This window comes from Phytobacter cepae (assembly GCF_054165735.1).
Window position 1 is genome coordinate 866,035 of sequence record NZ_CM135107.1, and the last position, 19,957, is coordinate 885,991.

Annotated in this window: 16 protein-coding genes; 8 read left to right on the top strand and 8 right to left on the bottom strand. The window is 56.2% G+C overall.

Annotation, left to right across the window (positions count from 1 at the left end; all coding sequences use genetic code 11):
* Positions 1-12: 12 nt before the first annotated feature.
* Genes ACUY4Q_RS04155 through ACUY4Q_RS04170 form a run of 4 tightly spaced genes read right to left on the bottom strand, consistent with a single transcriptional unit; the run spans position 13 to position 4,809 of the window.
* Positions 13-834, bottom strand: coding sequence for an alpha/beta fold hydrolase (locus ACUY4Q_RS04155; RefSeq protein WP_458045828.1), 822 nt, complete (start codon positions 832-834; stop codon positions 13-15).
* A 45-nt stretch (positions 835-879) separates the two neighbouring features.
* The gene (locus ACUY4Q_RS04160; protein WP_458045829.1) at positions 880-2,520 is read right to left on the bottom strand and encodes an MFS transporter; all 1,641 of its coding nucleotides are present in this window, start codon (positions 2,518-2,520) and stop codon (positions 880-882) included.
* Complete coding sequence (locus ACUY4Q_RS04165; protein ID WP_458045830.1) at positions 2,504-2,929, bottom strand: DoxX family protein; 426 nt, start codon at positions 2,927-2,929, stop codon at positions 2,504-2,506. Before ACUY4Q_RS04165 ends, ACUY4Q_RS04160 begins: the two co-directional genes overlap by 17 nt.
* A gap of 5 nt (positions 2,930-2,934) precedes the next feature.
* Entirely contained in the window at positions 2,935-4,809 is a 1,875-nt protein-coding gene (locus ACUY4Q_RS04170; protein WP_458045831.1) for an amidohydrolase, read from the bottom strand.
* A gap of 352 nt (positions 4,810-5,161) precedes the next feature.
* Here ACUY4Q_RS04170 and ACUY4Q_RS04175 point away from each other — a divergent pair, with 352 nt between their 5' ends.
* The 5 genes from ACUY4Q_RS04175 to ACUY4Q_RS04195 all read left to right on the top strand — a co-directional run bounded on the left by ACUY4Q_RS04175 (position 5,162) and on the right by ACUY4Q_RS04195 (position 12,433).
* Positions 5,162-5,851: a hydrolase gene (locus tag ACUY4Q_RS04175; RefSeq protein ID WP_458045832.1), complete on the top strand. Its 690-nt coding sequence runs from the start codon at positions 5,162-5,164 to the stop codon at positions 5,849-5,851.
* 61 nt (positions 5,852-5,912) lie between these two features.
* Positions 5,913-6,161 (top strand): DUF1427 family protein, encoded by a 249-nt coding sequence (locus tag ACUY4Q_RS04180; protein WP_458045833.1) that lies wholly within the window; start codon positions 5,913-5,915, stop codon positions 6,159-6,161.
* A gap of 2 nt (positions 6,162-6,163) precedes the next feature.
* On the top strand, positions 6,164-6,418 hold the full coding sequence (locus ACUY4Q_RS04185) for a XapX domain-containing protein (RefSeq protein ID WP_458045834.1): 255 nt from the start codon (positions 6,164-6,166) through the stop codon (positions 6,416-6,418).
* Positions 6,419-6,461: 43 nt separating this feature from the next.
* Complete coding sequence (locus tag ACUY4Q_RS04190) at positions 6,462-6,848, top strand: response regulator (RefSeq protein WP_458045835.1); 387 nt, start codon at positions 6,462-6,464, stop codon at positions 6,846-6,848.
* Positions 6,845-12,433 carry a trifunctional serine/threonine-protein kinase/ATP-binding protein/sensor histidine kinase gene (locus ACUY4Q_RS04195; RefSeq protein ID WP_458045836.1) on the top strand — a complete coding sequence of 1,863 codons (5,589 nt, stop codon included), beginning with the start codon at positions 6,845-6,847 and terminating at the stop codon, positions 12,431-12,433. Before ACUY4Q_RS04190 ends, ACUY4Q_RS04195 begins: the two co-directional genes overlap by 4 nt.
* A gap of 3 nt (positions 12,434-12,436) precedes the next feature.
* Here ACUY4Q_RS04195 and ACUY4Q_RS04200 read toward each other — a convergent pair whose 3' ends face one another.
* From ACUY4Q_RS04200 to metK, 3 genes are all read right to left on the bottom strand, one after another.
* Entirely contained in the window at positions 12,437-13,057 is a 621-nt protein-coding gene (locus ACUY4Q_RS04200; RefSeq protein ID WP_458045837.1) for a response regulator transcription factor, read from the bottom strand.
* A 303-nt stretch (positions 13,058-13,360) separates the two neighbouring features.
* Complete coding sequence (locus ACUY4Q_RS04205; protein ID WP_458045838.1) at positions 13,361-14,755, bottom strand: sugar porter family MFS transporter; 1,395 nt, start codon at positions 14,753-14,755, stop codon at positions 13,361-13,363.
* Between the two features lie 392 nt (positions 14,756-15,147).
* Positions 15,148-16,302 carry a methionine adenosyltransferase gene (gene metK / locus ACUY4Q_RS04210; RefSeq protein ID WP_458045839.1) on the bottom strand — a complete coding sequence of 385 codons (1,155 nt, stop codon included), beginning with the start codon at positions 16,300-16,302 and terminating at the stop codon, positions 15,148-15,150.
* 408 nt (positions 16,303-16,710) lie between these two features.
* Between metK and yqgG the strand changes: the two genes are divergently transcribed.
* From yqgG to speA, 3 genes are all read left to right on the top strand, one after another.
* Positions 16,711-16,854 (top strand): small protein YqgG, encoded by a 144-nt coding sequence (gene yqgG / locus ACUY4Q_RS04215; RefSeq protein ID WP_458045840.1) that lies wholly within the window; start codon positions 16,711-16,713, stop codon positions 16,852-16,854.
* A 94-nt stretch (positions 16,855-16,948) separates the two neighbouring features.
* A complete protein-coding gene (yqgB, locus tag ACUY4Q_RS04220; RefSeq protein WP_458047257.1) occupies positions 16,949-17,092 on the top strand; it encodes an acid stress response protein YqgB in 144 nt (47 codons plus the stop codon).
* The gene (gene speA, locus ACUY4Q_RS04225) at positions 17,085-19,061 is read left to right on the top strand and encodes a biosynthetic arginine decarboxylase (protein WP_458045841.1); all 1,977 of its coding nucleotides are present in this window, start codon (positions 17,085-17,087) and stop codon (positions 19,059-19,061) included. Before yqgB ends, speA begins: the two co-directional genes overlap by 8 nt.
* Before the next feature lie 47 nt (positions 19,062-19,108).
* Here the strand turns inward: speA and loiP are convergent, their stop codons facing one another.
* Entirely contained in the window at positions 19,109-19,867 is a 759-nt protein-coding gene (gene loiP, locus ACUY4Q_RS04230) for a metalloprotease LoiP (RefSeq protein WP_458045842.1), read from the bottom strand.
* Positions 19,868-19,957: the final 90 nt, after the last annotated feature.

Consider the following 19,957-nt stretch of genomic DNA (forward strand, 5'->3'; position numbering starts at 1 on the left):
GGCTTTTATAACTTATAGCGATTGCAGGAAGGCCAGCAGATCGTTATTCAGTTGATCCTGATGGGTGACGGCAAAACCGTGCGGCGCATTGTCATACACTTTCAACTGCGCGCCTGGAATCATCTCTGCCGCGACTTTGCCAGTGGATTCAAACGGCACAACCTGGTCGTTGCTGCCATGAATCACCAGCGTCGGCACGTCAACTTTCGCCACATCAGGGCGGAAATCGGTTTCGCCAAAAGCGGTTACGCAATCGATGGTGCCTTTGAGCGAAGCCAGCAGCGCAATGTTCAGCGTCTGGGTCAGCACGCCCTCGGAGACCTGTTGTCCGGCGTTAAGTCCATAGAAAGGTGTGGCAAAATCGCTGATAAACTGCGCGCGATCTTTACGCAGCCCGTCGCGAATACCGTCGAAGACGCTCTTATCCACGCCCTGCGGATAGTCGGCGGTTTTACCGAAGATAGGGGTTACCGCACCCAGCAGCACCAGCGCTTTCACGCGTGATGTGCCGTAGCGACCGATGTAGCGCGACACATCACCGCCGCCCATCGAGAAGCCCACCAGCGTCACGTCCTGCAGATCCAGCGTGGTGATGAGATCATTGATGTCGGAGGCAAAGGTGTCGTAGTTATACCCTTCCCATGGCTGATCAGAACGACCAAAGCCTCGACGGTCAAAGGCAATGACACGGTAGCCGCGCTCGGCGAGGAAGTTCAGTTGGCTGTCCCACATGTCGCCATCCAGCGGCCAGCCGTGGCTGAACAAGACCGGTTTGCCAGTGCCCCAGCCTTTGTAATAAATCTGCGTACCGTCCTGCGTTTTGATGGTGCTCATAGCTCAATCCTCACTGTCGCTTTACTTGGGTTTTAGGGAGAGTGTTTACATTATGGGTGTTATCAGATAACGCGCCTCGGGAAGATGGCTGCCCCGGTGGAAAGCCTGCACTTTGCTCTGGATCAGCAGGTCGTTGACCGTGTGTCGCTCAAGCTGGCGCAGATGTTCAATCCAGGTGCCAACCACGAAAGATTCCACGAACACGCCCGGGCGCTGCATATCTTCGTATACCGACCAGCTCAGCGCACCGCCGCGAACGCGCACTCGGCGGATTTCCTGCACGCAGACGACAAATTCGGCCACATCGTCGGGGTCGATAACGTAGTCGTACATCACCATCACCGGCCCGCGCTCATGGGAAATATCGAGCGACTGCGCATGGCTGTCGATGTCACGAATATCCAGATTCAGGTCGGGATCTTTGTTCAGCTTCCAGCGCAGGGCCGTCAGGCTTGCCAGCAGCATGCCCGCCGTTGCCACGCAGAGTGAGGCTGGAATACCAAAGTGCGAGGCCAGTTGCCCCCAGATGGCGCTGCCCAGCGTCATTGAACCAAAGAAAACCGTCAGGTAGACCGCCAGCGCTCGCGCTTTCACCCATTTCGCCGCGCTGCGCTGCGCGCCCACATTGAGCGTTGAGAGCACCGCGATCCAGGCAAAGCCGGTCAGAAATTCAAAGGCATTAAGCCACCAGACGTGACGGACAAAGGCTAACGCCAGCATGCTGACGGCAAATATGGCGCTGTTGAGCACCATCAATTTGTCGGGATCGAAGTGCTTACGCAGCCGTGGCAGCACAATCGCTCCGCAAATCGCCCCCACGCCAATGCAGGCCAGCATGATCCCGTAACCACCGGGGCCCAGACCCAGCTCGCGGCGGGCGACCAGCGGCAGCAATGCCCAGCCCGCACTGGCGAAGGTGAAGAAGGCCACGGTGCGTACCAGCACATTTCTCAGCACGGGTGCGGCATGCACATAGCGCAGCCCGGCGCGCACGGCAGAGAAGAAATGCTCAGGCGGCAGGCGTTGAATGGAGGGTTCCGCTTTCCAGCGCCACAGCACATACGCCACGCCCAATACGGAGAGCGAGTTGAGGGCGAACACCACCCACGGGCCGGCAAAGGAGAGCACCAGCCCGCCCAGTGCCGGGCCGATGGCGCGACTGATGTTAATACCAAGCGAGTTAAGCGCAATGGCCGGGGCCAGCTCATGCTTTTCCACCAGGTCCGGCACGATGGCCTGAAATGGCGGGGAGCTCATGGCCGCGCCTGCGCTTAGCAGGAAGGCGGCAACCAGCAGCACCATCGGCGTCACCAGTCCGGCAAACGAGAGCAGGGTGAGTCCGGCGGCGGCAATAAACACCCAGAGCTGCGAAAAGAGCAGGTACTTGCGACGGTCAACAATGTCCGCCATCACCCCGGAAGGAAGGGCGAAGAGGAACATCGGCAGGCTGCTCGCCGCCTGGACCAGCGCAACGGCGAGCGGGTCAGCGCTCAGCGTCAGCATGGTCCAGTTCACCCCCACATCGTTCATCCATGAACCGATGTTGGAGACCACCGTGGCAATCCATAGCATACGAAATACCGGCTGGCGTAGCGGCTGCCAGGAGGAGGTGCTGGCGGGGACAGCGCTCACACCTTCCTGAGCCGCCTGCGACGACGCCGTATGGATATCATTGACTTGTGCCATGCCCTAACTCCTGTTCCCCGGGCACGCGAACGCGCCAGTTACCTGCGCCGGTTAATGCCAGCGTGGTAAAGATGATGAGCAGTAACCAGCCAAACTGACCTTCGCCAATACTCCACTGCGGGTGCACCACCAGCATCGCCACCAGCAGCACAGCGATAATCGGCAGGCAGGCAAGGCGCGTACCGATACCGAGAATGATGAATATCGGGCACACCACTTCAGCAAAAATGGCCGGAAGCAGGCTCATCCATGGGCCGAAGCCAAACGGATCTTCGATTCGGGTGAGTTCTTCACTGAAGTTCAACACCTTCGGCAGACCATGCACATAGAGGAGCAGCAGGCTGCCGGTGAGGCGAAGGAAGAACAGCCCCGCGTCGATACGGGGCAGCATAGAGGTTGCGTTTTTCATAGGCATCAGAACGCGAAGCAGCTGCAGCCGAGCGCGCCCCAGAAGGCGTTGTCGTCTGAAACCGGAACGGAAGAACCGCGCGCCACATCGTGCTGGTGGCTATGCACGCCACAGGGGCCGCTACAGTGGTGAACGGCAGGCATCATGCCTACGCGCGTCTGTTGTGGCGGTGCGCTACGGTAGTGACCTGGCACGTTGACCACCGGTGACCACTCCGGCAGGACCGGAATCGACGGCGGCGCTTCGGCACTGAAGCTGCCTGCCGCATAGACGACCTTGCCATCCACCACGGTGAGCACTGACTCAATGCCTTTGATTTCTTCTTCCGGTACGCGGAAATAGTCCTTGCTCAGCACCGCGAGGTCAGCCAGTTGCCCGGCTTTAATTTGCCCTTTTTTGCCCTGCTCGCTGGAGAACCAGGCGCTGCCCTGCGTCCACAGCATCAGTGCGGTGTCACGATCCAGGCGAGCGTTGACGTCATACATCTGCATACCGCCAACGGTGCGCCCGGAAACCAGCCAGTAGAGCGCGGTCCAGGGGTTATAGCTGGCAACACGGGTAGCGTCGGTACCCAGGCCCACTGGCACACCGGTTTCGAGCATCTTTGCCACCGGCGGCGTATGGCGTACCGCTTCCATGCCGTAGCGCTCTGCGAAGTATTCACCCTGGAAGGCCATACGGTGCTGAACGGCGATGCCTCCGCCCAGCGCTTTGATGCGATCGATATTCTGCTGGGTCACCGTTTCCGCATGGTCGAAGAACCAGTGCAGGCCGTTGAATGGAATGTCGCGGTTGACGCGCTCGAAGACATCCAGCATTCGGCTGATGGATTCGTTATAGGTGGCGTGCAGGCGGAACGGCCAGCGGTGTTCAACCAGGTGGCGCACCACGCGCTCTAATTCATCTTCCATACCGGGTGCCAGGTCCGGGCGTGGTTCAAGGAAGTCCTCAAAGTCGGCGGCAGAGAAGACCAGCATTTCGCCCGCGCCGTTGTGGCGGAAGAAGTCGCTGCCCTGGCCCGGGGTGAGCATATCGGTCCATTTTTCGAAATCTTCCAGCTCATGCCCCGGACGCTGGGTAAAGAGGTTATAGGCGATGCGGATCGTCATCTGCTTTTTGGCGTGCAGCTCGTTGATGATTTCGTAATCTTCCGGGTAGTTCTGGAAGCCGCCGCCCGCGTCGATCGCACTGGTCAGGCCCAGACGATTCAGTTCGCGCATAAACTGACGAGTGGAGTTAACCTGCTGTTCAAGAGGCAGTTTCGGCCCTTTGGCAAGCGTTGCGTAAAGGATCATGGCATTCGGACGAGCAATCAGCATCCCGGTCGGGTTGCCATTGCTGTCGCGCTGAATTTCACCGCCCGGCGGATTTGGGGTGTCTTTGGTGTAACCCACCACACGGAGCGCGGCGCGGTTGAGCAGGGCGCGGTCGTAGAGATGGAGGATAAAAACTGGGGTATCGGGGGCCGCGTCGTTGATCTCTTCAAGGGTGGGCATGCGGCGTTCAGCGAACTGGAATTCGCTCCAGCCACCCACCACGCGCACCCACTGTGGTGACGGCGTGCGCAGTGCCTGCTCTTTCAGCATACGCAGCGCATCAGCCAGTGAGGGGACGCCTTCCCAGCGCAGTTCGAGATTGTAGTTCAGTCCACCGCGAATCAGGTGCAAGTGCGAGTCATTGAGGCCCGGAATGGCGGTGCTGCCCTTGAGATCGATGACCTTACTGCCTTCGCAATGGTATTCCATCACTTCAGCCTGGCTACCGACTGCGACGAACTTACCGTCGCGGATGGCGACCGCATCGGCAACCGGGTTTTCCCTGTCCACCGTGTGAAATTTGCCGTTGAGTAAAATCAGCTCTGCTTTATCGAGCGAGACCATAAATCCTCCTGTCTGAGACGCCCGAAACTGGCGTTATGCCAGCGGACGATAAGATGCGATGCCCCGTCAGCGCAGAGCGTGAAAACTGGGAGGATTATGGTGAGCAGGCGAAAACGGCGTCTAGTTATACGAAGGTATACCTATACGAACGTATAGTTATACACAGAGATAATAGTTCTCATTCCAAACAACTCTTACTATCCGCCCCGACAGCATGGCCCGGGACGAACGGTAAAAGGCAGCCGCTTTCTGCTTCTCTTTCGTCTGTTGATGCAGCGCGAGAATATCCCGGTCACTGTCAGCATGGTTTCCGCCTCCTTTCACGGATCACTTAACGACAATGGGTATTCTTATGACCAACTCTAAGCTTGAAGTCCTGACGCCGCAAAACTGCCAGATGATTTTTATCGATCAACAGCCACAAATGGCGTTTGGCGTGCAGTCAATTGACCGCCAGGTGCTGAAAAACAATGTGGTTGGCCTGGCAAAAGCGGCTAAGGTCTTCAATATTCCGACCGTCATCACCACCGTTGAAACCGAAAGCTTCTCCGGCAATACCTTCCCTGAACTGCTGGACGTTTTCCCGGAGCATGACATCCTTGAGCGTACCTCCATGAACTCCTGGGACGACCAGAAAGTGCGTGATGCGCTGGCGAAAAACGGCAAGAAAAAAGTTGTTGTGTCCGGCCTGTGGACTGAAGTTTGCAACAACACCTTCGCACTCTGCGCCATGCTGGAAGGTGACTATGAGATCTATATGGTCGCAGATGCTTCCGGTGGCACCTCTAAAGAAGCCCATGACTACGCCATGCAGCGCATGATCCAGGCAGGCGTGATCCCGGTAACCTGGCAGCAGGTTCTGCTGGAATGGCAGCGCGACTGGGCTCATAAAGAGACCTACAACGCGGTGATGGATATCGTTAAAGAGCATTCAGGTGCTTACGGTATGGGTGTCGATTACGCCTACACCATGGTGCACAAAGCGCCATCACGCGCCAAAGGTGCCCACCGCACGCTGGCGCCGGTTCCGGCCAACAAATAAGCCGCTGCAAGGGTCGGTGTGCGTGCCGGCCCGTTCCGTTCGACATCACGGGAGACGCCCTATGAGCACTGAGCTCATTTCTCTTGGCGCAGGCGTACTTATTGGCCTGCTTTATGCGTTGCTAAAAGTCCGCTCACCCGCGCCCCCCGCCGTGGCGTTGGTGGGGCTGCTCGGTATGCTGGCAGGCGAACAGCTTGTCTCTGCTTTCATCAAACCTGACGCGCCGACTGCGGCAGCCAGCCAGTCTCAGCCCGTCACGCCGCGCGTGGATAACGCCGCTGCGATAAGCCGCTATACAGAGGCAGGCTAATCATGTTGAAATCCTACGTTATTTCTTTGGCGGTGGGCCTGCTGGCTGGCGTCATTTATGGTGCGATGCAGGTGCATTCGCCGGCACCTCCGGTTATTGCCCTGCTGGGCCTGTTCGGGATGTTAGTGGGTGAACAGCTTATCCCGATTGGCCGCCGGCTACTGCGCCGCGAGCCGGTCACCCTGGCATGGTTTCGTCATGAATGCGTGCCCAAAATTAGCGGCACGCCTCCCCCTGACGGAAAAGACCTCCCTTAGACGTGCCACTCACCCGCGTGAGCGCAATACAGAGGACCAGGACATGACGCTGCCAGCGCGCATTGTCATCATTGATGATGAACGTTCCGTCCGTAGCGGGTTAAGTAACCTTCTTCAGTCGGAGGGGTATGACACGCACGCCTTCGAATCCGCGGAGGCGTTCCTGCATGATGAAACCGCGCTGGTTGCTGCCTCTTTGCTTATTATTGATATTAAGCTTAAGGGCATGAGTGGGCCTGAGCTCTATCGGCAGATATGTGAAGGCGTCAGGCCGCCGCCGGTCATTTTTGTCTCCGGACATGAAGATGAAAACGTGTTGCGCTATGCTCCACAAGCCGGGCCCGCCACGCTGCTGCGTAAGCCTATTAATATCGATACGCTGCTGGAACAGATCCGCCGCGAACTCTCTGCGCGCGAGGAGCGTGAATGAGCGAAAAACTGTCTGCCGCTGGAAAAATGATGGACGGCGAGGTCATCACCCTAACCGATGACATCATTTTCACTCGCTTATTGCAGGAAGGGGGGATCGCCTGGACGCTTTGCCAGCCGCTCCATTCCGGCAGTAGTTTTATTCTGGCCAGTGTGGCAGTCGCCGGTGATGAGGCCGCGTTTGCGACCACTCAACGGCTTAAAAATGAGTTTGCGTTGCGCGCCAGGCTTTCCGGCGCGTGGGCGGTCAGGCCAATGAATTGCACCAGTTATCACGGCCACTATGCGCTGGTTTACGCGCCATTCCCTTTCCGCACGCTGGCGCAGTCGAACCGCACGCGCGGGCGCAACCTGACTGATTTTCTCTCTATTGCCGTTCGTCTTTGCGCCCCCTTGCGTCAGATGCATGCGCAGGGACTGATTCATAGCGACATCAAGCCTGGCCACTTTTTTATCGACCCCGGCGGCGCTTACCGGTTGGGCGGTTTTGGTCTGACAACCGTTACGGACGACGTAAGCAGCGTGACCCGTATGACGATGTCAGGTGGCACGCTGGCCTATATGTCGCCGGAGCACACCACACGCACCCCGGACAAAGTCGACCGCCGCAGCGATCTCTACAGCCTGGGCATCGTGTTGTATGAACTGCTGACCGGAGCGTTGCCTTTTGATCTCAATGACGGCGGCCAGGCGGAGTGGGCGCATCATCATATTGCTTCTCCTCCCCGTTCACCTTGTCAGCTCAGAGCAGGGGTGCCGCCTACGCTGGCACAGATTATTCTTCGGCTGCTTGAAAAATCCCCTGAAAATCGTTACCAGACGGTAGAGGGACTGCTTGCTGACCTGCGGCGCTGCCAGGCTTCGCTTGCCAAAAACGGTGAAATAGCGTCATTTGCACCCGGTTTACAAGACCGGGAACCTACCCGTATGTTGCCGGACCCGCTTTTTTTAAATCACCCTCAGCATCCTCAACTGCTTGCCGCGTTTGACAGGGTAGCCGAAAGCGGCACGCATGCGCTGGTGATGGTGAGCGGGCCGCCCGGATGCGGTAAGTCGTCGCTCATCTCCTCCGCGCTGAAAAAGCTTCAGCAGCGGCAGACGTTGCTGGCGATCGGTAAAGCCGATCAGTATTCGTCAGTGCTGCCTTATACGGTCATCGCTTCGGCTTTTCGCTCCCTGGTACTCTGGCTTTTGGGACTCGATGCGGCGGAGGTGGCGCGCTGGAAAATGCGCCTGACCCGTTCACTGGGTAGCGATGCGGCACTGGCGATTAAGCTCGTCCCTGAACTGGGCCTGCTGCTGGATGACCGTCAGCTCACGGTGGTCAACACCCAGTCGGCGGATACCCGTATGCGGTTTAACCTGATGGCTCACCGGCTGGTGGAGGCGTTTGCTACGCCGGATTGCCCGCTGGTGCTGTTGATTGGCGATATTCACTGGATCGATCAAGCCAGCCTGCAGTTGCTGGAATATTTGCTCAGCAGCAGCGAATCCCTGCCGCTGTTGGTGGTGGTTTCCTGCTCCGATACCGACACGTTTCCCGGCGCTGATGAGCAGAGTCTGCTGGCCGCGTTACGTGCCCGTGCGCGCTATTGTCTTGAGCTGCGCCCGGAGCCGTTGAGCGTCAAAGCGGTGTCACGCTGGCTGGCAAATCTGTTGCAAACACGCGCCTCCGGGCTGGGGGAACTCGCGGCCCTGATCCATGAAAAAACCAACGGCAATCCTCTTTTCACCCATGAATTTTTCCAGCGCATCTTCAAAGATGGTCTGGTGACCCACCATAAAGAATATGGTAAGTGGCATTACGATTTAGAGGCGATTCGTTCACACCACTACACGGAGAATGTGGCGAGCCTGGTGCTAAAACAGTTGGCAGAGATGCCCGCGCAAACGCGTAAACTGCTGGGGTGCCTGGCCTGTGTCGGGGGAACCAGCAAACCCGCATTACTTAGCCAGATGCTGGATATCTCGCCGGAGCGATTGCATGAGCTGTTGCAACCCGCCGTGGCGGCAAGACTGATGGGGCTCTCTGGTGAAGATTACACCTTCAGCCACGACCGGGTGCATGATGCGGCACTGCAACTGCTTGATGCCGAGGAGGTGAATCGTCTGCATTTCACCGCTGCCCGCCTGTTAACCGATTCGGTAGCGCAAAACGACAGCAGTGAGCAGCTGTTCCTGGCGGTTCACCACATTATCTCGGCCATCGAATCTGTACGCCTTTCGCCGCAGCGAGAGCGTTACCACGCGGTTTGTCGGCTGGCGGCTCAGCGGGCCCGTCTGACGGGAGATTATGCCTCGGCGGTGCGTTACCTGCGAACGGCAAAGGAGCTCCAGGACAGTGCGCAGGTAGACGCCCCGGAAACGCGCTTCAGCCTCGCATTTGAAGAGGCGGAGTGTGAATTTTTACAGGGTAACCTCCCGTCGGCGCTGACGCTCTGTCATCAACTGATGAGCGCGCCGGGTAGCCTTCAGCAAAAAGCCATGGCGGCAGGCATGCTGGCAGAGGTGCATATGCGCCAGTCGGACATGAGTCTGGCGCTGGAAACGACGCTTGCCTGGCTGGCGGTGTTTGGTCTCCACCTCAGCCGTCATCCTTCGGATGCTGAGTGCGATGACATGTGGCAGACACTGGAAGCGCGTTTGGGGGAGACGCCAGAGACACATTTCAGGGCGCTGGGGCCTATTCAGAACCCTGAAGCAGAGGCCATCATGAACCTGATGCTGAGCGCCAGTATGTTTTCTGCCTTTGCCAGCCCGCGCCTGCATTTTATTCTGCTGGTCAGAATTATGCTGATGACGCTCGAGCAGGGTCTGAGCGGGGCATCCACCACGGCGCTCGCGTGGTACGGGGTGATGATTGGCTGCCGCTACCATCAATATGAAAAAGGCTACCGGTACACGCTGTTGGGAAGCGCGCTGGTGAGTGACCATCAGTTTACCCCGTTTTGCGGACGAACCTGGCTTGCCGTGGATTTGTGCAGTGCCTGGGTCAAGCCCCTCGGTACGGCGATAGAGCATGCTAAAGCCTGCTTTACGGCGTCGGTCGAGCATGGCGATCTCACCGCCGCCTGCTTCGTGCTGCGTCACCAGACGATGAATTTCCTCACCCGTGGCGATCATCTGGACGGAGTATTAACCACCATTGAAGGTGGGCTGGGCTTTGTGCGCAAGCTGCATTTCCCGGACGTGGAAATCATGCTCTCCATCCAGCGCCTCTACGTCAATCACCTGCGTAATGCCACGTCCGGCGGCTTGAGTGGTCATCACCTCTTTCCTGATACGCTGCTGATGGTGACCAACGATCGTGAAAACCAGCCGATTCCGCTGGCCATTTTCTGGTTCTGGCTTTACCGGGGGATGGCGCATGTGATGGCAGGGGAATATACGGATGCCATCCACTGTCTGGACAGGGCTAAACCGGTAGCCGGGATGGTGCCGGGTTACATCCATCGGGCGGATTACCACTTCTACAGCGCGCTTGCACTGAGCCAGAGTCTGTTACCGGGAGAGATGACGACAGCCCACCAGGACACGCTTAACGCCCATTACGCGCATATTGCCCGCTGGGCCGGGCATAATCCCGTCACCTTTGCCGACAAAGCGGCGCTACTGCGTGCAGAGCTGGCGAGGCTTACGCAAAACAACGAGACGGCCATCATGGAGTATGAGAAGGCGATAGCGTTGTCGGGAGAGTCGGAGTGCCATCCGGTGAATGGACTGGCCTGCGAAATGGCGGGACGCTTTGCGAAAGCCACCGGCTGGAATACGGCGGCGGAAGGGTACTTTCGCAATGCCTTCGCGGCCTGGCGTCGCTGGGGGGCAACGGCAAAAATGCGCCATCTCGAACGTCAATTCCCTCACCTTGCCACGGCCGGTCAGCGTTCGCCTTACGACACCATCTCATTTGCACAAAACGAGGTGGTGCATGACCTGGAGAGTGTGCTGCGTGCCGTGCGTGCCATGACGGAGGAGATTGATTTCGATCGTCTGGTGCATACGCTAATGACCATGTTGCTGGAGCGGGCCGGGGCGCAGCGTGGGCTGTTGATCAGAATTATCGACAATACGCTCCCGGAAACGCAGGCGTGGGCCGAAACCTCATCTGAAGGGGTCAACGTACAGATTGTCAGAGAGCGGCCCACGGCGACCGATATGCCGCTTTCGGTGCTGGCGGCAGTGATGCGCACCGGACAGGAGATTCGCATCAGCAAGCCAGAACTGTTTGGCCCTTTCAGTCAGGACCCCTACCTGGTGACCTCGGGCGCAGCGATTTTGTGTGTGCCCATGCACAAACAGGGAAAACTGGTCGGCGTGTTGTACCTCGAAAATCGGGTGATGCCCGAAATTTTCACTGCGGAGCATTCGCGCATCGTCAGAATGCTGGCGGCGCAGGCTGCGGTCTCTCTGGAGACAGCGCGCCTTTATGCTGAACTGGTCGAGGAGAACGTGCAGCGCCGTCGGGCTGAAAAAGAGCTGCGCACCAGTCAAACGTCGCTGATGCTGGGGGAGAAAATCAGTAATACCGGCACCTGGCGCTGGGAGCTGGAAGCGGATGTGATGTTTGTGTCCGACGAATATGCACGCATTTTAGGGCTTCCTGAACGGCAGCGTACCCTGTCGATGGCCGATTTTATGACCCTCGTTCACCCGGAGGATTTCCAGCGCATTAATACCCTGGTGAATGATAGCGTGCGCAATGGCGTCTCCATGCGTGCGGAGTTTCGTATTTTCCGCCCGGATGGCGACTGCCGTTATATTTTGGGCGTGGGCAACCCGGTTGGGTACGAGACTAACGTCGCGGAGTATTTCGGCGTGATTACCGACATCACTGCCCGCCGTTTGTCCGAGGATGCGGTGCGGGTCGCGCAGGCCGACCTTGCTCGCGTCTCACGCGCCACGACCGTCGGTCAGTTGACCGCGTCCATCGCCCACGAAATTAACCAGCCGCTGATGTCGATTGTCGCCAACGCGGGTGCCAGTCTGCGTTGGCTCAGCCGCGAACCGCCGGTGCTGGCCAATGCGCGTAGCAGCCTGGAGGAGATCATTAGCGAGGGAGAACGCGCCGGGAACATTATTCGTGGCTTACAGGCGTTGACCCGTAATCAGAGTTCAAGCTGCACGCGGATTAACCTGCATCACCTTGTCTGCCGTATTGTGGCTTTGTCGCGCAGTGAACTGGAACGTCAGCAGATTGCGTTGCACTACCATCTGGATGCGCAGGATATGTTTATTTTCGGTGACAGCGTACAGATTCAGCAGGTGTTGCTGAACCTTATCGTCAATGCGATTGATGCAATGGCAGGCATTGATGATCGTCCACTGACGTTAATCATCCGTTCTGAAAACCCGGTGCCGGGGCAGATCCGACTGGCGATTGCCGACACCGGGGTCGGCATCAGCGCTGATGTGCAGGCGCGATTATTTGATGCCTTCTACACCACCAAGGCCCAGGGAATGGGGATGGGGTTGAACATCAGTTACGGGATTATTGAAAAGCATCAGGGGAAACTCACCGCCGAGCCGCAGGAGCCACACGGCAGCGTGTTTACCTTTACGTTGCCGACGCATAGTGAAGAAGGGTAAACCTCAACGACTGAGGGTTTTTTGAATGTTTAATCGGTCGGCGGCCCTGACGAGATCCGTCAGGGCGCGTACCTGCATCTTTTCCATCACCCGCTTCTTATGTACTTTGGCCGTAATTTCGCTCACCCCCATCGCGGTGGCGATTTGCTTGTTGAGCAGACCGCCAATCGCCAACTGGAAGACCTCTTTTTCTCGCGGCGTCAGGGAGTCATACAGCGCGGTTAACGTCTGAATTTCCTGAGATTCATCCAGCGTCTGCTCTGCCAGTTTGAGCGCCCCGGCAACGGCCTGGAGCAACAGACCGGGAACGGCAGGCTTGGTCATAAATTCATACGCCCCGGCTTTCATCGCTTTAACTGACAAGGGGATGGTGCCGAAGCCAGTGAGAAAAATCACCGGTATTACATAGCCCAGGCGGGTCAGCGCCTCAGTCACATCGAAGCCACCCGTTTTCGGCATATTCATATCCAGAATCAGGCAGCCGGGCGTTGGCGAGAAGGGATGTGCCAGAAAATCGTCAGCTGAAGCAAAATCGGCAACCCGATAATCCTCGGCTTTCAGTAAGTTGACCAATGCCTGCCTGACAGAATGGTCGTCGTCCACCACATAAACAATGTGATCCATGAGGGTTCCTAAACAGGGGTATGCCAGCACGGAAAGTGACGCGACCTAAGCTAAATCGCTGTTAGTTCCTTAAAATACATGGGCATACATATATTTTCACTAAAGAATAACCGGATGTTAACACAATAATTATCATTATCATGTTTCAAATGAAAATAATAAAAAGGTATAGGTAAATAATTAATTGCGAATTACGCCCAGAAGGTTGGTGGGAAAGAAGACTCTTGCGCAGGGGAGGGCGTTGGGCGGGCTAAGAGAAAGAGGAGAGCGGTCAGCGGCATGTGCGCGCTGACCGCCAGAGCATTATTTACTTGAGCCGATTTCGCGAAGCGGGCGGCCTTTCATCAGATTACGCTCAATATGTTCGAGCGAGACATGTTTGGTTTCCGGCACCAGCCACAAGGTCAGTACGATAAACAGCGCGTTCAGACCCGCATACACCCAGAAGGTGTTGGCGTTACCGAAGGTGTCCAGCATGGTCAGGAAGGTCGCACCGACAATCATATTCGCAATCCAGTTAGTCGCCGTCGAGCAGGTGATACCAAAATCACGCCCTTTAAGCGGCTGGATTTCGGAGCACAGCACCCAAATCAGCGGGCCAGCACTCATTGCAAAGCCGACGATAAACATCAACAGCATGGCAACGGCGAAATACTGGGCCGTCGGGCTGTGAATCCCCAGGTGCAGCATCGTACCCAGAATCCCCATACCTGCGGCCATCACCATGAAGCCCAATACCAGCGTCGGTTTACGTCCCCAGCGATCTACCAGGCCGATAGCGATAAAGGTTGCCAGTACGTTCGCCAGACCGACAATTACCGTCCCCCACATCTGCTCCGTGGTGTTGCTGTAGCCTGCAAGCTCAAAAATCTTCGGCGCGTAATACATGATGACGTTCATGCCGGTAAACTGCTGCATGACCTGCAGCAGAATGCCAAGATAGACCGCACGGCGGAAGTTAGCGTTGTCCTTAAACAGCGCCCAGCCGGACTGTTTCACTTGCAGACTTTCACGAATCTCTTCCAGCTCGTTCTTCGCTTCCGCACTGGTATCACGCAGGCGCAGTAAAACGCGCTCTGCGTCATGGAAGCGACGCTTGGCGGCAAACCAGCGCGGGCTGTCCGGCAGGAAGAAGACACCAATCAACAGAAGAATGGCCGGGATGACAATGACGCCAAGCATCCAGCGCCATGCGCCGCTGTAGCTAAAGGCGGTATCAGAAAGATAAGCACCGAGGATCCCGATGGTGATCATCAGCTGGTACATCGAAATCATGCTGCCACGAATTTTCTCCGGTGCAATCTCCGACAGGTAGAGTGGGGCGGTATAAGAGGCCACGCCCACGGCCAGGCCGAGGATCACACGGGAAATAATCAGGACTTCAACGTTAGGTGCAGCGGCAGAACAGAGCGAGCCGATAACGAACAGGATGGCACCAATCATCAGGCTTTTCTTACGTCCGAGACGCCAGGAGAGCCAACCACTGCCTACGGCACCGACTGCGGCACCAAACATCATTGAGCTGACGACCCACTCCTGCGTGTGAGAGTCAATTTTGAAATCATCGGTGATGAAGGGCAGCGCCCCTGCAATCACACCAATATCCAGGCCAAAAAGTAACCCTGCCAGGGCTGCAAGGAAACAGACAAAGAAGGTCATCGCCTTGTTTGAACGCCCCTGTTTTTTCGTGTCAGGCATAATGCCCTCCATGTGTTTTATGCGTTTTTATTGATAGTCACGTCAGTCATAGCCAGGCACGTTAGTCTTGAGTAACGCAGCGATGTAATCGGTTACATGCTTTGTCATCCGCGCCTGGGAATAAAACCGATAAATATTATAGATATAAGCAGGGGATATAATGGAGGCGGCAGGGCAGTTTCAGACTAAACCGAACAGCGTTGTAACAGAGAGGAAAGGTTGGGGTAAAAAGGATGCTGAAAGCACGGCGGGATGGATGTAATCGCTTTCAGTAAGCTGCTGATTATCCATCATAAGTGTAGTCGGTGGTTGAAGATATGAAAGGCGGTTGTACGGGTAAAAAACGAAAAGGCCAGCACGAAGCTGGCCTTCAGAGCATGCAGGTCAGTGGATTATTTCAGACCAGACGCTTCACGCAGTTGTGCGGCTTTGTCGGTTTTTTCCCATGGGAAATGTTCGCGACCAAAGTGACCGTAGGCGGCAGTTTCTTTGTAGATCGGGTGTAACAGATCCAGCATCTGAATCAGGCCGTATGGACGCAGGTCGAAGAACTCGCGTACCAGCAGGGTCAGTTGCTCAGCCGGCACTTTTTCAGTACCGAAGGTTTCAACCATGATAGAGGTCGGTTCGGCCACGCCGATGGCGTAGGAAACCTGAATCTCACAACGGTCAGCCAGGCCCGCAGCGACGATGTTTTTCGCAACATAACGCGCAGCGTAGGCTGCAGAGCGGTCAACTTTTGACGGATCTTTACCGGAGAAGGCGCCGCCGCCGTGACGTGCCATGCCGCCGTAGGTATCAACGATGATTTTACGACCGGTCAGTCCACAGTCGCCCATTGGGCCACCGATAACAAAACGGCCAGTCGGGTTGATAAAGAATTTGGTGGATGCGTTCAGCCATTCGGTCGGCAGAACGGGCTTAATGATCTCTTCCATGACCGCTTCTTGCAGCGATTTCTGGTCGATATCTTCAGCATGTTGGGTGGAAAGCACGACGGCATCGATGCCGACGATTTTGCCGTCATCATACTGGAAGGTCACCTGGCTTTTTGCGTCCGGGCGCAGCCATGGCAGCGTACCATTTTTACGTACCTGTGCCTGACGCTCAACCAGACGGTGCGCGTAGGTTACCGGCGCTGGCATCAGGACATCCGTTTCGTTGGTCGCATAACCGAACATCAGACCCTGGTCGCCCGCACCCTGTTCCAGCGGATCGGCGCGGTCAACGCCCTGATTGATGTCAGGAGACTGCTTACCAATGGCGCTCAAGACGGCGCAGGAATTGGCGTCAAAGCCCATGTCAGAATGCACATAGCCAATTTCACGGACGGTGTTACGTGTGATCTCTTCGATGTCTACCCATGCACTGGTGGTGATTTCACCGCCGACCAGCACCATGCCGGTTTTTACATAGGTTTCACAGGCAACGCGCGCTTTCGGATCCTGTTCGAGGATCGCGTCCAGTACGGCGTCGGAGATTTGGTCAGCAATTTTGTCAGGATGCCCTTCTGAAACGGACTCAGACGTAAAAAGGTGTTTTGCCATGTTCTGTTTTCACCTGGAGTAATTCGGTTGGTCTGGACAGCGTGCCGGGTTGCCTTTGCGGTCATTTCCGCGAGGACGTGCAGGTAAAGGCACGGGCTGTCTAAGTGTTAATCAGTTTAGATGGATTAACATCTGGACGGCTATTCTAGGTTAATTCTTAACCCTATTGCCAGCCTTTTTTGATGTTCCGCACAGACTGACTGAAATGGTTACAGAAATTTTTCCTGTCAGTGCCGCAAACGTAATTTTTTATTTTGCATTTTCACCCTGTTGTCGGTATAAAACGCCGCGCGCGGCTTATATTAAAAGCGCACGGGAGACCGTGTTGCCACTTCCAGCCGGGTTAAGCAATTTACGGCTTTGGCTTGTCGCATATCGTCATGATCTGCGTGGAGGTGATAAGAGATAATGAACCGTCGTTTTCTGCAGCATCTGTCGCGTCGTTCTGACGCACATACAGTCCCCGCAACCCGCATATCTAATCTGCAAACCTGCCGATGTTATACCCATTTCGGCGCTTCTCAGGACTCCCGGGCCGGCACGGCACGTTGATGACTGAACAAGGGCTCTCCTGCTAAATCAGGAGTTTTCTCGTGGTTTCGCCGAACCGTCATACGTAAGTTCGGTCACGTGTTTTACAATGAATATGAACAAGAAACCGGTCGCACAGTCTGCGTCCCAGTATTTTATGCTGGAAAATCAGACTGCTTATGGGTTGTTATCGCATTGTTACGCTGCGATAGTAGTTGACTGTCTTACACTTAAAACTTTTGAGGTTCGCTATGTCTGACGACATGTCTTCACTTTCGCCTTCGTCAGCGGGCGAGCACGGTGTACTACGTTCCATGCAGGAGGTTGCGATGAGCTCCCAGGAAGCCAGCAAGATGCTACGTACTTACAATATTGCCTGGTGGGGCAATAACTACTATGACGTTAACGAACTGGGCCACATCAGCGTTTGCCCCGATCCTGACGTCCCTGAAGCACGTGTCGATCTTGCCCAGTTGGTGAAAGCACGTGAAGCACAAGGCCAACGCCTGCCTGCGCTGTTCTGCTTCCCACAGATTCTGCAACATCGCCTGCGCTCAATTAACGCCGCGTTCAAACGTGCGCGCGAGTCCTACGGCTATAACGGTGACTACTTCCTCGTTTACCCGATTAAAGTGAATCAGCATCGCCGCGTCATTGAATCCTTGATTCACTCCGGCGAACCGCTGGGGCTGGAAGCGGGTTCGAAGGCGGAACTGATGGCGGTACTGGCCCATGCGGGCATGACCCGTTCCGTGATTGTGTGTAACGGTTATAAAGATCGTGAATACATCCGCCTGGCGTTGATTGGTGAGAAGATGGGCCACAAGGTCTATCTGGTCATCGAGAAGATGTCAGAAATCGCGATTGTGCTGGATGAAGCTGAGCGCCTGAACGTGATCCCGCGTCTGGGTGTGCGTGCGCGCCTTGCCTCGCAGGGTTCCGGCAAATGGCAATCCTCCGGTGGTGAAAAATCCAAGTTTGGTCTGGCGGCAAGCCAGGTTCTGCAACTGGTCGAGATGCTGCGTGAACGCGGGCGCCTGGACAGCATTCAATTGCTGCACTTCCACCTCGGCTCGCAGATGGCCAACATTCGCGATATCGCCACCGGCGTGCGTGAATCGGCGCGTTTCTACGTTGAGCTGCACAAACTGGGTGTGAATATTCAGTGCTTCGACGTGGGTGGGGGCCTGGGCGTGGACTATGAAGGGACGCGTTCTCAGTCCGACTGCTCCGTTAACTACGGCTTGAACGAATACGCGAACAACATCATCTGGGCAATCGGCGACGCCTGTGAAGAGCACGGTCTGCCGCACCCGACGGTAATCACCGAATCCGGTCGTGCCGTTACGGCGCACCACACGGTGCTGGTGTCCAACATCATTGGTGTGGAGCGTAACGAATACACCGAAGCGACGCCGCCTGCAGAAGACGCGCCGCGTGCACTGCAAAGCATGTGGGAAACCTGGCAGGAGATGCACGAACCGGGTACGCGTCGTTCCCTGCGTGAGTGGCTGCACGACAGCCAGATGGATTTGCATGATATTCACATCGGCTACTCTTCTGGCGCCTTTAGTCTGCAGGAACGTGCCTGGGCTGAGCAGCTGTATCTGAACATGTGCCACGAGGTACAAAAGCAACTTGATCCAAGCAACCGTGCACATCGTCCGATTATCGATGAGTTACAAGAGCGCATGGCGGACAAGATGTACGTCAACTTCTCGCTGTTCCAGTCGATGCCGGATGCGTGGGGTATCGATCAGCTGTTCCCGGTTATGCCGTTGGAAGGGTTGAACCAGATCCCGGAACGCCGTGCCGTGCTGCTGGATATCACCTGTGACTCCGATGGGGCTATCGATCACTATGTTGACGGTGACGGTATCGCGACGACGATGCCAATGCCAGAGTACGATCCAGAGAACCCGCCTATGCTTGGTTTCTTCATGGTCGGTGCCTATCAGGAAATCCTCGGCAACATGCACAACCTGTTCGGCGATACTGAAGCGGTGGATGTGTTTGTCTTCCCTGACGGTAGCGTGGAAGTGGAGTTGTCAGATGAAGGGGATACCGTGGCCGATATGCTGGAGTACGTGCAACTCGATCCGAAAACCCTGCTGACGCAATTCCGTGATCAGGTGAAACAGACGGATCTGGATGATGCGCTGCAGCAGCAGTTCCTCGAAGAGTTTGAAGCCGGGTTGTACGGCTACACTTATCTTGAAGATGAATAAATAAGCCACCGCGCCGGAGGCGGCAAACACCTCCGGCGCGGTTTCCTTTATTTAATCCCGTCAGCGGCCAGTCTGTCGCGAACGTGTTGCGCACGCGCGGCTGAAGCCGGATGATCGTCAAACATAGAGCTCTGACGACCCTGTTCCAGTTTTGCTAACTTCTCGAAGCTGGTTGCCAGTCCCAGCGGGCTGATGCCACGTTTGCGCAACAAATCATAGGAATAATCATCCGCTTCGGACTCCTGACGCTGCGAGAACTGCGAATTCACCAGTTTCTCACCCAGCGCACCCAGTTGCGATTGGGATAGGTTGCCAACCACACCCCCCGCTGATGCGGCGGCTGCACGTACTGCGTTAGTGCCTAATGCGACCTGCATGCCTTTCTTCACATGACCGAGCGCGACGTGGCCCATCTCGTGACCAATCACCGCCTCGACTTCGTTATCATTCATCATATCCATCAGTCCGCTATAGACGCGGATGCAGCCGTTGGCCATGGCGAAGGCGTTAACATCTTTGGCCACATAGACCTTGTAGTTGACCGGCTGTCCGTTGATGTTGTCGCCGAGGGCGTTGGCGATTTTAGCGAGACGTTGGCTGTATTCACTGCTGGCAGGGGCAATGGTGGCTTTACTGTCCGTCTGCTTACAGGCTTCATCACTCAAGGTTTTCACCTGTTCATCACTCAGGTTGTATGCCTGAAAAGCTTCGGCACCTGAACTCAGGAAACCGTTAGAGTCCATGTTCTGGCAACCTGCCAGTAGGGTGGCGGTAGCCAAAGCAAGCAAAGCCGGGCGAATTTTCATCTCTTATCTTCCACGCAGGTTGATTCATAATTCTGATAATGCGCCGGTAACAATCGAACCGGTGCAGATGCATAAGTATAAAGAATAGAA

Bases quoted from the DNA above. Each gene is read 5' to 3' on its own strand.
- ACUY4Q_RS04155 (WP_458045828.1), bottom strand. From the start codon at position 834: ATGAGCACCATCAAAACGCAGGACGGTACGCAGATTTATTACAAAGGC.
- ACUY4Q_RS04160 (WP_458045829.1), bottom strand. From the start codon at position 2,520: ATGGCACAAGTCAATGATATCCATACGGCGTCGTCGCAGGCGGCTCAG.
- ACUY4Q_RS04165 (WP_458045830.1), bottom strand. From the start codon at position 2,929: ATGAAAAACGCAACCTCTATGCTGCCCCGTATCGACGCGGGGCTGTTC.
- ACUY4Q_RS04170 (WP_458045831.1), bottom strand. From the start codon at position 4,809: ATGGTCTCGCTCGATAAAGCAGAGCTGATTTTACTCAACGGCAAATTT.
- ACUY4Q_RS04175 (WP_458045832.1), top strand. From the start codon at position 5,162: ATGACCAACTCTAAGCTTGAAGTCCTGACGCCGCAAAACTGCCAGATG.
- ACUY4Q_RS04180 (WP_458045833.1), top strand. From the start codon at position 5,913: ATGAGCACTGAGCTCATTTCTCTTGGCGCAGGCGTACTTATTGGCCTG.
- ACUY4Q_RS04185 (WP_458045834.1), top strand. From the start codon at position 6,164: ATGTTGAAATCCTACGTTATTTCTTTGGCGGTGGGCCTGCTGGCTGGC.
- ACUY4Q_RS04190 (WP_458045835.1), top strand. From the start codon at position 6,462: ATGACGCTGCCAGCGCGCATTGTCATCATTGATGATGAACGTTCCGTC.
- ACUY4Q_RS04195 (WP_458045836.1), top strand. From the start codon at position 6,845: ATGAGCGAAAAACTGTCTGCCGCTGGAAAAATGATGGACGGCGAGGTC.
- ACUY4Q_RS04200 (WP_458045837.1), bottom strand. From the start codon at position 13,057: ATGGATCACATTGTTTATGTGGTGGACGACGACCATTCTGTCAGGCAG.
- ACUY4Q_RS04205 (WP_458045838.1), bottom strand. From the start codon at position 14,755: ATGCCTGACACGAAAAAACAGGGGCGTTCAAACAAGGCGATGACCTTC.
- metK (WP_458045839.1), bottom strand. From the start codon at position 16,302: ATGGCAAAACACCTTTTTACGTCTGAGTCCGTTTCAGAAGGGCATCCT.
- yqgG (WP_458045840.1), top strand. From the start codon at position 16,711: ATGAACCGTCGTTTTCTGCAGCATCTGTCGCGTCGTTCTGACGCACAT.
- yqgB (WP_458047257.1), top strand. From the start codon at position 16,949: ATGAACAAGAAACCGGTCGCACAGTCTGCGTCCCAGTATTTTATGCTG.
- speA (WP_458045841.1), top strand. From the start codon at position 17,085: ATGTCTGACGACATGTCTTCACTTTCGCCTTCGTCAGCGGGCGAGCAC.
- loiP (WP_458045842.1), bottom strand. From the start codon at position 19,867: ATGAAAATTCGCCCGGCTTTGCTTGCTTTGGCTACCGCCACCCTACTG.